Raw genomic sequence first — 13,026 nt, forward strand, 5'->3', positions numbered from 1 at the left:
AGGCATTTAGCTAGAGTAATTGAGTATGTGGCAGAATTTTCTATCGCTTGACGACAGTGGAACTTGCATAGTTGCGAAGTTGAGTGATGATGTGAAATTAACGCAGCGTTTAACTAAAAGTGGTGTTAACGAAGTGATCGCGGATCTAAATGCGGACACTTATTACTTGGACTCCGAACAGTTGGATCAGTTTATCACGTGGGCTAACGAGAAAAATCACAAAGCGTTAGAAGGCGTCATTGTGGCGGAAATAAAAAATGCCGAACTCTCTATAGAAATTAGTGAAGATAAAATGCTCGCCCATATGATTGTAACCGGGGCTTATGGTGGTCGTGGTTTACGTGGTAGTGAAATTGTACATGCATTAGCGGATAGTCATGTAACTAAGGGAATTAATAAGCTCGCATTAAAAAAAGTCCTTCAGATTAGCAATTCTTTAGAAGCTGGTAAAGAATACACACAGGCTGTTGCCGTAGGTAAAAAAACGGTTCCTGGTCGAGATGGCCGCCTGAAACCTCTTATTCCTGATGTGACAAAACAAGTTTTGGCTCCACAAGCAGAAGGTAATTCTACTAAAGTGGACATGCGAAACCTTGGGGATACTGTGAGTGTCGAGGTTAATCAACCAGTCTTAAAGCGTGAACCTCCGACACAAGGTAATGCTGGCTATACAGTCCATGGGGATGCGTTAGATTTGCTTCCTGGGAAAGATGTGACATTAAAAGTTGGTAAAGGAACAGAGATTGACGCGAATGATTCTAACCTTCTCATTGCCACTGAAACAGGGATGCCTCTAATAAAGGATGGAACTGTTCATATTGAGAATGCGCTTTGTATGGAAAATATTAGCGTGAAAACTGGCCACGTTAAATTTAAAGGCAGCCTAGTTGTTACTGGCAATATAGAGGCAGATATGGTTGTCCGGGCGACTGGAAATATATTAGTCGGTGGGTTTATTGAATCCGCAGATGTTCAGGCGCAAGGCGATATTTTTGTAAAGAAAGGAATTATTGGCCATACCGTAAGTGAAGGAGATCCAAAAACTTGTACAGTAAAGTCAGGTGGTTCGATAAAAGCGAATTATGCACAGTACTCACTGCTGCAATCTCATCACCATATTCACCTTGCTATGCACTCATTGAGCAATGACCTTAGCTGCGGCGAAGATTTAACGGTACTCGATTCTCGGATTCAGCATGGAACATTAAGCGGTGGACATACAAAAGTTGGTGGTAAGGTGATTTGTTATAACTTAGGAGTAGAAGGTGATACGCCTACGAGTGTTGAATGTTTTGCTTGCTATTCATCCATGAAAGCGAGAATCGAAACGCTACGAGAACAGTACTTACTTGCACAAGATAAAACGATGAAGCTAGTACGACGTGAGTTGGATTTTAAAAAGAAACCAAAGTCGGAACGCTCTGATAACGAAGAACAAGAAATTGAAGAACTAAAAGAATCGGCTAATGAGGCTATGATCGTCGCTAAAAACGTTTTAGACGTGTCTAACAGCGATTTAGAGGAAAGTTTGGAACGTAATACCATTGAAGTAAAACATCAGGTCTACACGCATGTAACACTCCAATTTGGAAATGAACAAATAATAACTAAGAATGAACATGGAGCAAGTCTATTTTCTTTTAACCAATATGAGATAAGTTGTAAGTCTGCACTATTGGATTCCGACATAAAAGGGGATTTATAGTTTCAATTCAATCGTCGGTTGGAGAGTAAAACGCTAGTAAACAATGTATCTACTAGCGCAGCTATCTAAATTGTACAAATGTTTAGCTTTATACCGTACATCATTTTCTATCTGTTGATTTCACATTTCCTTGGCGTAATTCGTTTAATACGTCTTCTTTCGGACCATCGGCGATAATGCTGCCTTTCTCCATTACAATAATCCGATCCACAATGTCGAGCATTGTGGTTTTATGCGTGATTAGAATTAACGTCTCCTGTGAGTTCAATTGTTTCAGCATATTTTTGATGTTCATTTCTGTTCGATTATCCATCGCGCTGGTTGGTTCATCTAGCAACAGCACCGGAGGGCGGCCTAGAATCGCTCGAGCGATTGAAACTGACTGACGTTGACCTCCAGATAACAATTGACCGCCTTCGCCTACCTGACGCTCTAGACCGGCCGGTTCTTGCTGAGTAAATACACTGACACCAGCTCGATGTGCTGCTTCTAAAACATCATGGTCATCAGATAAAGGTCGTCCTAAGGTGATATTGTCACGAATAGACCCATAGAATAGAACGTTGTCTTGCGGCACACAGCCAATATTGCGACGTACATCAACATGGTGAAGTTGTGTAATATTGGTATCGTCGATACGTACATTACCTTCAGTTGGCTGGTATAACCCCATGATTAAGCGCTGGATGGTACTTTTCCCTGACCCGATACGCCCTATGATTGCCACTTTTTCACCAGGGTTTATCGTTAAACTCACGTCACGAATCGAAGCGACTGTTGAATTTGGATAGTTAAAGGAAACACGGTCTAACTCTACTTTTCCTTTGAATATAGGACGATGTATATAGCGTTTCCCTTCTTCTTGTTCATCTGGTAACGACATTATTTGTTCAATAATGGTCAGTGATGACTTTGCCTGATTGTAACGAGTGGAAAGGAGAGACAATTGAATCATCGGAGAAATAGCTCTTCCACTTAGCATTGTAGCGGCGATTAGACCACCTAAGGTAAGTTCTCCATCGCCGATCATATATACACCGACAATCACAATACCAACCGTACAAGCTTGCTGGACGAATCCTGCTACATTTTGTACACCATCTGTAATTCGGCGACTCTTCAAGCTCCAGTTCGACATATGAGCGACAGCTTCTTCCCATCGAAATTGGAATTGGCTTTGTGCACCAAACAGTTTTACCGTCTCGAGTCCATAAATGCTCTCAATTAAATTGGCGTATTTTTGCGATGCCAAACGAGACCCTTCTTCTATAGCAAGGCGGAGCTTATCTTGAACAAAGTAGGAATATACGGCAACGATGATTACCCCTGCTATTGGGACTAAAACAACGTTCCCAGCGAGCAGCCAAATTATGGCCAAGAATAACAACGAGAAGGGCAGGTCTATTAACGTTGAAATTGTCGCCGATGTGAAAAACTCGCGAATGGATTCGAACTCTTGGAGGTGCCTAGCAAATGCCCCCGTTGACGCAGGACGAGCCTCTAAACGAATACCGAGTACTTTGGCATACAGTTTTGATGATATAAGTACGTCGGTTTTCTTGCCTGCGACATCAATGAAATAACTGCGTAATAGCTTTAGGACGACATCAAATATAAAGACGAGCAGTATGCCTGTAGTAAGTACCCAAAGGGTTTCATAGGCTAAGTTTGGTACCACCTTATCGTACACAAGTCGTGAAAACAGCGGGATCGATATGGCGAACATATTAATTAAAACCGATGCAATAAGAACGTCTCGGTAGATTTTTTTTGATTGCCAAATTGTGTTCCAAAACCAATGCCCTTCGCTTGGTTTGAGAACATCGGGAGAACGCTCATCGTAGCGAAACTGCTTTTTGACCATAAAGTAACGCTTGGTATAACGCTCTCTTAAGTCGTCCACACTCATCGCTACAGGAGTCATTCCTGAGTCAGAAAAGACGATCTCTGCTTCTGTCTTATCTTCGTTAAAGCTATTTAAAACACAAGCTTGTCCATCTTTTAGTAGTAAAACAACCGGCAAGATCAACGTTGATATGTCGTCCAACTTTGCCGTGTTATTTTTTGCAATAAGACCGGCTCGTTCAGCGGCCCTTGGAAATAGATAAGTCGTTAATTTTCCGTCAGATAGTGGTAAACCATTAATCAAAGCTTCAGGAGAATTCGCTAAACCGTAATATCGACTGACGTAAATAAGCGAATTGAGAAGAGTATCTTGCATTTAAATCTACCTTTACTTATCTACTATAAAGCCTTGGAATACATCGATAAAATTATCGGCCAAAAACTCTAGTTGTTGTGTAGTTTCGACTCGTGAAGCGATGGTGATGATATCAAGGTTTTGCGCTGTTCTTGATATGGATGTCAACGTATAGGTTTGTTTTTCATCATCCAAGTGATGCGTGAAGAGATAATCGAGTTTGACGTATTTTGGACGGTACTCATTGAGGTAGTCTAACGATTCAAAGTGGCGACCATAATTGTCGACACCAATGTAAGCACCAGCATTACGAACAGCATTACAAAATAACGCACTGTAGTGTGGAGTATCGATAAAGCATGATTCGGGTAACTCAAAATGTAAGTATTGGGCGATAGTTGGGTTACGGCTTAGTAAATTGTTTACCCAACGGATGAAGCTAGGTTGTTTGATACTACTTGGTGCAATATTGATGGCATACGTTCCGCTTAGAGTTTTGTTTTCTAAACGGCTAACGATTTGCTGGATTACATATTGGTCGAAGATATGGCTAACACCAAGTTGCTCTAGTGCAAATAGATATTGGATAGCACTATAGCGTTGACCGTCTTTCTCTATGGAAGAGAAAACTTCATTGTGGAGAATATCACCAGCTTTATTGCTAGCCGATTGATAGCGAAATTTCACATAACCATGGTCAATTGCGTCTTCGACTAACGCTTTCCACTGCTGTTTACCCATGATCTCTGTATCGTTTTCGCTCGCGATAAATCCATACGGAAGTTTTGGGTTTACTCGTGCAGCAGCAAGGGCGTTATCTAAGAATGACATAATGTCTGATGTAGTCTTATTCGCTTTATTACTTACAATACCTAGATAGACCTCAGCGCTTGCCATTCCTGTCGGATCGGGGTTGAGATCTGCGACAGCATTGAGAATATTCTCGGCAAGGTTCGGGATTTTTTTGTCCTCAATATTTGGGAATATATAAGCAAATTCGAACTCAGATAGGCGTCCTAAAACGACATCCTTGTTGTTTACTAAACGAAGTTTGTCCGCTAGTTCTTTTACAGCTTTGTCGCCAATCTCATACCCATTTGCCTTATAAAGATCTTCCATATAGCTTGCTTGCAGAATGGCAATAGCACCAATACCACCTTCGGTTAACCAACTATTTAGTTGTGTCATGTAAAATGAACGGTTTCCGAGCCTCGATACGGGGTCGATATAGGCGCGCTCACGAAGTCTTTGTGCTTCTTGAACTTGATTCTTAAAGCCTTTCTCAACTTGCGCAGACATGTAATTGATGCCATCTACGACGTACACCAAGTCTTTTGTTCTCGGGTGGGGTAGGGGGCTTCCGAATTGATTTCGGGCGACTTGTTCCATTTTTTCGACAATGGTTTGAAGTGGCTTTAGCGCATAGCGAATGATAATCGCGATCGCCACAAGTGCGATGATAAAGACAAAACCAAAGGCGACAACAAGCCTATTCAATGCGCTCCAAAGTTGCTGATAAGCCCCTCCTGGGTGACTAACAATCTCAATACTGGCTTGTTGCTTCCAACTGTTACTGGTGAGGACTGCTTTTTTATGGATAGGCTCAAATAATTCAAATGAAGTAAACCAAGAGGGAACATTACTAGGGCTAATGGGATAGATACGCTCAATATCGGTTCGAGAGTCATCAATATAATCTAACTTCACTAATGAATATGAACTACCGTCAAAAAGGGCGTTAATGACGGACTCAGAGGCAACGGCATCATCCTCATCTAAATAGGGGGCGAGAGCTAGGCCTAGCGCATTAATGGTATTAGTGACTTCAGAGTCTTGCTGCTGCTCTAAGTTCGCTCTAGTGGTGCTTAATTCAATAATAAATACTGCACTAATTAACACAATAAATAGCGCTATCATTCCCGAAACAATCTGTTTATATAAAGTCATTTTGGTCCTACTTACTAGTATTTAACTATTGGTTTATTGAAGACTAAGGAACGTTGTTTTTCGCGTAAATCATTCCATAAACTTAAGCGAGATGATTCACCGGCGAGTTGCCCATTTTTGGATTTCATTAACCACAAACTTGTACCGTTAAAACTATAAATTGGGAGGAGATCCCTGCGTACTGTTGACGGTTTTATCTTTGGAATCAAATTATCTAATATTAGTGGAACAGATGTTGGCGTTTCATAGTAGGCCAAGACCATATGAAATAAATTATAATCGAGGGCTTTAACGTAGACTAACCTAAGCTTTTCGTCAGGAATGCCAACTTCTATCAATGAAAAATACTTCGCAATCGTAAAATCTTCACAATCACCCGCATTGGCACCAAGGAACTCCAATGGAGTCGCCCAGTAATCATTTTTACCCCATAAATCGATATCATTAACAAATTTCATTCGATTGAAGAACTGGTTAACCATTTGCAGCTTCTTAAGGGTCGGATAGGTTTTGTACTTTTCCATTGCATTGCGCCACGATTCAACTCGTTTTCCAGCCCGCTTACCATAGAATGTTGATACTTGATCGATCCACATCTGATCTCTGGTATTAAGTGCCTGAGGTGAAGCAACTATGAATAAAAAACAGAGCAAAATAGCTAGGCGTCTTATTAACATTCCACACCTCTACATAATGTAAATATCATAGTTTTATTATTCACGTAGAGAATTCTTCTTTGCACTTAATATTGGTCCCAATAAATACTCCATAACAGTGCGCTTACCTGTGATTATGTCGACGGATGCTGTCATACCAGGAATTATTGGTAACTCTCCATTTGTATTAAGTGAGTTTGAGAATGTTCGGACTCGAACTAGGTAATAGCTATTTCCCTCTTCATCTTGTTGGGTATCGGCTCCGATATATTCTAGTGAACCAGGAAGTCCCCCAAACTTAGTAAAATCATATGCGCTAAACTTAACCACAGCGGTGAGCTCCGGGCGTAAAAAAGCGATATCCTGTGGAGCAATACGTGCTTCGATAAGCAAGTTATCTTCCGATGGTACGATATCGGCGATATCCATTCCGGGTTTGATAACGCCACCTACGGTATTGGCATAAAGAGCATTGACAGTACCGTTTACAGGTGACGTGATTACAGTTCGGTTTACTTTATCTTCGAGGCCAACGGCAGACTCGGAACTGGATGAGAGTTTGTCTTGGGCTTGGTTGAGTTTTTGCTGTTGCTCAGAACGGAATTTTTGTGCGGTTTCAATACGAGCATACAAGCTTTCTCTGATCATCGCTTCTGTCGATGGAATTTTAAGTCGACTGGTTGATAACTCTCGCTGTGCATCATTGACTTGACGTTGGAGCTTGAGAAAATCGGTTAATGGCACGACGCCTTCATCAGCGAGTGGTTTTGTTATATTAAGCTCTTGTTTTACAAGGTTATAGCTTGCGCGTTGGTTATTGACTCTAGATTTTAATTCTACGAGCTCCTGTCGTTTTTGTTTAACCTGCTCATCGACAACCGCTATTTTATTTCTCAAATTATCGAGTTCTTGGCGATATTGGGCTTTCTGGCGAGAAACTAACCTCGGTTCTTCTTGTTCTAGTTGCTCTGGAAATTCGAGTTTGTCATAACTGATGATGACACTCTTTTGCCAATCGGAACCTTCAATTACTTCACTAATCACGACACTATCAATTGAAGCAGAGAGTTCAATGGCGGTCGCTTGTAGATTCGCTAGGTCTTGTTCACGCTCTCTAAAGTCAGAAAGAAAACGAGTTTCATCTAGTAGTAGAAGTTGCTGTCCCTTTTTAACATGTTGACCTTCTCGAACGAGAATTTCTTTGACTAATCCCCCTTCAAGGTTTTGAATCACTTGAATTTGTGATGAAGGGACAACTTTTCCTTGCCCAACCGTCATTTTATCTATTTCAGCAAACGAAGCCCAAATAACAGCAAAAATGAAAAACAATAGCATCACCCACAGCATGACCCTAGCCTTGTGTGGCGTATTAAGTAAGAGTGCCGCCGTTTTATCGTCGACGTATTCTAGCTCCTCAGAGGAGAGCTCGTTGTAGCTGTCCTTTGGCATCCGAACATCCTAATTTCATTGTGAAATACACAATGGATATGTATCTATAGAACTAAGTTTAGGACATGGTGATTTTTACGCAAAAATTCATTGTCAGTATTTTAATGAAATTAAGGAAGCAGATTGAGCCAAGGCTTGAGTTCCTATGATGAAGGGAGCACAATTACCCAAAACCTATTTGGATTTTAGAGCTTGGAGTAAAAATGGAACTCACTGATATTCGTCGCGAATACATTAAAGGTGGCCTTCGTCGTAAGGACTTAATGAACAGTCCTTTCCAACAGTTTGATGTTTGGATTAAGCAAGTGATCGATGCAAAGCTTACCGATCCAACCGCAATGACTATTGCTACTGTTGATGAAAGTGGTCAGCCATTTCAGCGTATCGTGCTTTTAAAACACATCGATGAAGATGGGCTCGTTTTCTACACTAATCTGGGCAGCCGAAAGGCACAGCATTTAGCTTCGAACAGCAAGATTAGTGTTCACTTTCCTTGGCACATGTTGGAACGACAAGTTCATATCACTGGGCATGCGGAAAAATTGACGACAATGGAGAATATTAAATATTTCACATCTCGTCCTAAGGAGAGTCAGATTGCCGCTATTGCTTCTCATCAGAGTAGCCGGATATCGGCCAGAGGAATTCTTGAGGGAAAGTATTTAGAACTGAAGAAAAAATTTGAAAGTGGTGATATACCCGTGCCAAGTTTTTGGGGTGGATATCGGATTAAACCGGAAAGCTTCGAGTTTTGGCAAGGTGGTGAACATCGACTTCATGATCGCTTTTTATATTGCCGACAAGACAATAATTGGAATATCGATAGGTTAGCGCCTTAATTAATGTGCACACTCTCAGTAGTTCTTACTTATTTTTATATCGTTCCGTATAAGATCATAACGTTATCTGTGAATATGTAAGGTGTTTTTTTGAGAGTGTCGATTTACTTTTTCGTATCACTAGGTCGAAAATGGGCTATCGATATTGAGGCTAGCGCAGAGTTCAACAATTGCAAGAGAGAGACTTGAGCGGATAACTTGTTGAATTCGGCTCATATGAAGTTGATGCAGTTGCGGGTCCATATCGCTGCTTGGCTGAGGGAAGTCAAAGGCAACATTTCCGACTGATTTCATTGCAGTAAGGTTTTTAATCCGATCTAAAATGACTTGATCAGTAAACTGATATTCAAACCTTTCGCTGTTTAGAAATCCTTTGATACTGAGAATGCTTTCGATATCGTGAAATGTCTTATCAGGCACGACACCTAAGCCGTAAAGTAGCTTTAGGCGGACTAAAAGGTCACCAAGTGGGCCATTGGAGTCGAGAAGGGGATTAATAACAGATTTTACCGCGAGATAGTCACTGCGAAAAATTCGTTGAGTAAGCATGTCAATGGCTAACTCAAAAATTTCATCGGCCGCAATGAAAAAACCGCGAACAGATGGGGCTGCATTCAGTTGCTCGATAATATATGTTTCGTTTATCGTGTCAGCCATAAATCACATCAGAGAGTAAAAAGGGAGGGGAGTTCCCTCCCTAACATTCTTATAAAGTCGCGAAAATTTCCACGACTTCTTTTGCTTCTTTTCCGTCTGCTTCGAGACCTGAATATTTAACTAGCGTCGCGATAACACCATTTGCTTTCAAATATTCTTGTAATTCGATAGCTTGTGGGTCGGATTCGTTAGTATATTTCAGAGCTGCAGCCACACCTTTTAAAAGTGTCGAATTGCTCGTTGAGTATTCAATTGTACCAAGTAGAGGTTTGATCAAGCGATCTCCTGCACCCAGTTTACGAATTGGCTGGCGTCCTACACGGTCTACTTCATCGACTAGGTAAGGGTTAGCAAAACGAGACAAGATTTTCTGTATATATGCAGCATGAGCATCTTTGTCGAAATCGTAACGACGAATTAGAACTTCACCACTTTCTTGCATGGCTTTGGTCACGTCTGCCTTGATAGCATCGTTCTCAATCGCTTCTTTGATCGTTGCGAAGCCGTTGAGGCAACCAAGGTAAGCCGTAACACAGTGGCCTGTATTGAGAGTAAACAATTTACGTTCAACAAACGCCATTAAGTTGTTTGTTTTTTCCATACCAGCGATAGTTGGAATATCACCTTTGAATTGACCTTCATCGACAATCCATTCACTAAAGCTTTCTACGGTTACATCAAGAATGTTGTCAGAAGCTTCTGCTGGTGGGACAATTCGGTCTACTGCTGAGTCTACGAAACCAACAAGCTCTTCGGCTTGCTCTTGTAGATCCGCTGGAAGGTGTTTGAAAACTTGAGCTTTAAGGTGTGTTGTACCACGTACCATGTTTTCACACGCGATAACATTAAGAGGAGCTGTGTTTCCAGAGGTGATTCTTTTTGCGATACCATCAGCAATTGTTTTTGCGATGATGTCTAATACAGTTGGACCAACAGCGGTAGTTACTAGGTCAGTTGCAGCAATTGCGTCAACGATTTCAGGGCCGTTTGATAAGATACCTGTCACATTTGTTACTGTGTCGATTTGGCAATCTTCGCCAACAACTTTAACTTGATATTGATTGTCAGATGCTAGTTTAGCAACGACTTCTTGATTTACATCGGCAAAAGTAACGTGGATACCTGCATCTGCAAGTAGTTTACCAATAAAGCCACGACCAATGTTTCCTGCGCCAAAATGAATTGCATTTTTCATAAAAAATTTACCTAAAATGATTTGTAGAAATGAGGTCGGTATTTATCCACCGACCTCAATTCAACTAGGAACTTAAGAAGCTAAGTATCCTATTTTAACTAAGTATTTCTAAAACAGCATTTACGTCACTTGTAGAAGTTAGTACGTCAATCGCATCTGGATCGTCCAGAGCATTAGTAATAGTGGTGATTACCGCGATGTGTTCATCATTTTTCGCTGCAATACCGATTACTAATTTTGCCACACCATCTTCGTCGTCAGTAAATTGTACGCCGTCAGGGTATTGACAGATAATAATCCCCGTTTCCATTACCTTATCTTTTGCATCAATAGTTCCGTGAGGTACGGCGATTGATTCTCCTAGATAAGTAGAAACCATCTTCTCGCGCTCGAACATTGCATCAACGTATTCTGGTTGAGCATACCCAAGTTCGACAAGTTTATTACCTGCGAAGCGAATTGCTTCTTCTTTGTTCGATGCTTTCAATCCAAGCTGGACGTTCTTAGCTTCGATCTTAAATACCGACTTTTTTCCGCTGTCTTCACTCGCCTCCTTTGCAGCTGCGCCTGAAGCATTGCCTTTAAGTTCACTTACCAAGTTGTTGTACATTTCATTATCTAGGAAGTTAGTTAATGAGATGTGGTGTGCACTTGGAGCATGTTTTACAGCACGGTCAGTAAGATCTTTGTGAGTTACAACGATATCGACATCTTGTGGAAGGTTGTTGATTGCTAGGTTAGTAACGCTAATGTCTAAACCAGCTTCTTGAACCTTTTTGCGTAGCATGCTTGCGCCCATTGCGCTTGAACCCATACCTGCATCACAAGCTACGATGATTTTCTTAACACCTGAAGTTGGTGTTGAAGTCGACGCTTGACCTTTAGATTCAGCTTTCATTGAACTCATTTGTGAGCTTGCTTTTTCTAGAGAACCTTCATCTTCGTCAGTTGAACCTGAAGTTTTAAGTAGAAGTGAAGCAACTACGAATGTTACTGCTGCAGCACAAACTACAGAAAGAATAACGCCAACAAATGCTGCTTTAGGAGTCATCAGTAATACAGCAAAGATTGAACCAGGAGATGCTGGAGAAATTAGACCAGAATCGAACATAACGTTAACGAATACACCCGTTGCACCACCAGCCATCATAGCTAGGATTAGACGAGGGTTCATTAGAACGTATGGGAAGTAAATCTCGTGGATACCACCCAAGAAGTGAATGATAGAAGCACCAGCAGCAGATTGCTTAGCACTGCCTTTACCAAATACCATGTACGCTAATAGAAGACCTAGACCAGGACCTGGGTTAGCTTCAATAAGGAAGAAGATTGATTTACCTGCTTCTTCAGCTTGTTGTACACCTAGTGGAGTAAAGATACCGTGGTTGATAGCGTTGTTTAAGAATAGGATCTTAGCCGGCTCAACAAAAAGAGAAGTTAAAGGTAATAGGTGTGCTTGAACCAACACGTCAACACCAGCTGCTAGAGCAGTAGAAACGCCTGATACGAATGGACCGATTACGAAGAATGCGATGATTGCACAGATCATACCGATGATCCCTGCAGAGAAGTTGTTTACCAACATCTCAAAACCGCTCTTAACTTTACCTTCTATAGCTTCATCAAATTTCTTGATTGCTAAGCCACCCAAAGGACCAGCAAACATAGCACCCATAAACATTGGAATGTCGGTACCAACAATAACACCCATTGTTGTTACTGCACCAACGACAGCACCACGCTCACCGCCAACCAATCTACCACCAGTATAACCGATAAGAATTGGAAGAAGGTTTACAATCATAGGACCTACGAGTTTAGCAAGTGTCTCGTTTGGTACCCAACCTGTTGGAATGAAAAGTGCAGTAATGAAACCCCAAGCAATAAATGCTCCGATGTTTGGCATTACCATATTAGATAAGAAGCGACCAAAGTTTTGAACCTTGACCTTAGCATCTGGTGATAACATATGAATTCCCCGTTCGATGATCAGTTAGAATTTTGTTGTTGTTTTAGCGGCTATATATAGTCGCTAGTTCGTTTAGGTCCTAATAAACATAACACATAAAATGAGATTCGATTTAACGGGCTAAATTTCGTGACCATAGCCTCATAATTGGTAAGTTGTCGGAAAAATAATGTGATCTTGATCATCAAAAGTGAGTGTAATTATCTTACATAGGATAAGTGATAGAAGAGTCAATTTGTTTTTTAGGGCGTGGATCACATTGTTGAAAAGTTTTTTTTTAATCTTTGGGTGATATTCCTCACAAAATTAATCTTTAATTTTTTCTTACTTTAAATTTAAGTGATGCTGCTCCCAAAAATAGATTGTTTATGAATGATTCAGCAATAAAACCATAGTTTGATTGGCTGTT

9 protein-coding genes are annotated in these 13,026 nt (G+C 41.0%); 2 read left to right on the top strand and 7 right to left on the bottom strand.

What is annotated here, in order from left to right; translation table 11 throughout:
- Window positions 1–25: 25 nt before the first annotated feature.
- A complete protein-coding gene (locus ACXJY6_RS15605; RefSeq protein ID WP_458768893.1) occupies window positions 26–1,705 on the top strand; it encodes a flagellar assembly protein A in 1,680 nt (559 codons plus the stop codon).
- Window positions 1,706–1,805: 100 nt separating this feature from the next.
- Here the strand turns inward: ACXJY6_RS15605 and ACXJY6_RS15610 are convergent, their stop codons facing one another.
- The 4 genes from ACXJY6_RS15610 to ACXJY6_RS15625 are packed head-to-tail and all read right to left on the bottom strand — an operon-like array spanning window position 1,806 to window position 7,957.
- Entirely contained in the window at window positions 1,806–3,926 is a 2,121-nt protein-coding gene (locus tag ACXJY6_RS15610; RefSeq protein WP_456050028.1) for a type I secretion system permease/ATPase, read from the bottom strand.
- 12 nt (window positions 3,927–3,938) lie between these two features.
- A complete protein-coding gene (locus ACXJY6_RS15615; RefSeq protein WP_458768894.1) occupies window positions 3,939–5,852 on the bottom strand; it encodes a bifunctional diguanylate cyclase/phosphodiesterase in 1,914 nt (637 codons plus the stop codon).
- A 14-nt stretch (window positions 5,853–5,866) separates the two neighbouring features.
- Window positions 5,867–6,529, bottom strand: coding sequence for a transglutaminase-like cysteine peptidase (locus tag ACXJY6_RS15620; protein WP_456050026.1), 663 nt, complete (start codon window positions 6,527–6,529; stop codon window positions 5,867–5,869).
- Window positions 6,530–6,565: 36 nt separating this feature from the next.
- Complete coding sequence (locus ACXJY6_RS15625) at window positions 6,566–7,957, bottom strand: HlyD family type I secretion periplasmic adaptor subunit (protein WP_456050025.1); 1,392 nt, start codon at window positions 7,955–7,957, stop codon at window positions 6,566–6,568.
- A 203-nt stretch (window positions 7,958–8,160) separates the two neighbouring features.
- Between ACXJY6_RS15625 and pdxH the strand changes: the two genes are divergently transcribed.
- Window positions 8,161–8,796 (top strand): pyridoxamine 5'-phosphate oxidase, encoded by a 636-nt coding sequence (pdxH, locus tag ACXJY6_RS15630; protein WP_456050024.1) that lies wholly within the window; start codon window positions 8,161–8,163, stop codon window positions 8,794–8,796.
- A 120-nt stretch (window positions 8,797–8,916) separates the two neighbouring features.
- Here the strand turns inward: pdxH and ACXJY6_RS15635 are convergent, their stop codons facing one another.
- From ACXJY6_RS15635 to ACXJY6_RS15645, 3 genes are all read right to left on the bottom strand, one after another.
- Entirely contained in the window at window positions 8,917–9,453 is a 537-nt protein-coding gene (locus ACXJY6_RS15635; protein WP_456050023.1) for an MltR family transcriptional regulator, read from the bottom strand.
- Between the two features lie 49 nt (window positions 9,454–9,502).
- Entirely contained in the window at window positions 9,503–10,648 is a 1,146-nt protein-coding gene (locus ACXJY6_RS15640; protein WP_458768895.1) for a mannitol-1-phosphate 5-dehydrogenase, read from the bottom strand.
- 94 nt (window positions 10,649–10,742) lie between these two features.
- Window positions 10,743–12,617, bottom strand: coding sequence for a PTS mannitol transporter subunit IICBA (locus ACXJY6_RS15645; RefSeq protein ID WP_456050021.1), 1,875 nt, complete (start codon window positions 12,615–12,617; stop codon window positions 10,743–10,745).
- Window positions 12,618–13,026 lie beyond the last annotated feature (409 nt).

The sequence above is a fragment of the Vibrio phycocola genome (genome assembly GCF_054404255.1).

Coding starts and splice junctions, on each gene's coding strand:
- ACXJY6_RS15605 (WP_458768893.1), top strand. CDS start 26: ATGTGGCAGAATTTTCTATCGCTTGACGACAGTGGAACTTGCATAGTT.
- ACXJY6_RS15610 (WP_456050028.1), bottom strand. CDS start 3,926: ATGCAAGATACTCTTCTCAATTCGCTTATTTACGTCAGTCGATATTAC.
- ACXJY6_RS15615 (WP_458768894.1), bottom strand. CDS start 5,852: ATGACTTTATATAAACAGATTGTTTCGGGAATGATAGCGCTATTTATT.
- ACXJY6_RS15620 (WP_456050026.1), bottom strand. CDS start 6,529: ATGTTAATAAGACGCCTAGCTATTTTGCTCTGTTTTTTATTCATAGTT.
- ACXJY6_RS15625 (WP_456050025.1), bottom strand. CDS start 7,957: ATGCCAAAGGACAGCTACAACGAGCTCTCCTCTGAGGAGCTAGAATAC.
- pdxH (WP_456050024.1), top strand. CDS start 8,161: ATGGAACTCACTGATATTCGTCGCGAATACATTAAAGGTGGCCTTCGT.
- ACXJY6_RS15635 (WP_456050023.1), bottom strand. CDS start 9,453: ATGGCTGACACGATAAACGAAACATATATTATCGAGCAACTGAATGCA.
- ACXJY6_RS15640 (WP_458768895.1), bottom strand. CDS start 10,648: ATGAAAAATGCAATTCATTTTGGCGCAGGAAACATTGGTCGTGGCTTT.
- ACXJY6_RS15645 (WP_456050021.1), bottom strand. CDS start 12,617: ATGTTATCACCAGATGCTAAGGTCAAGGTTCAAAACTTTGGTCGCTTC.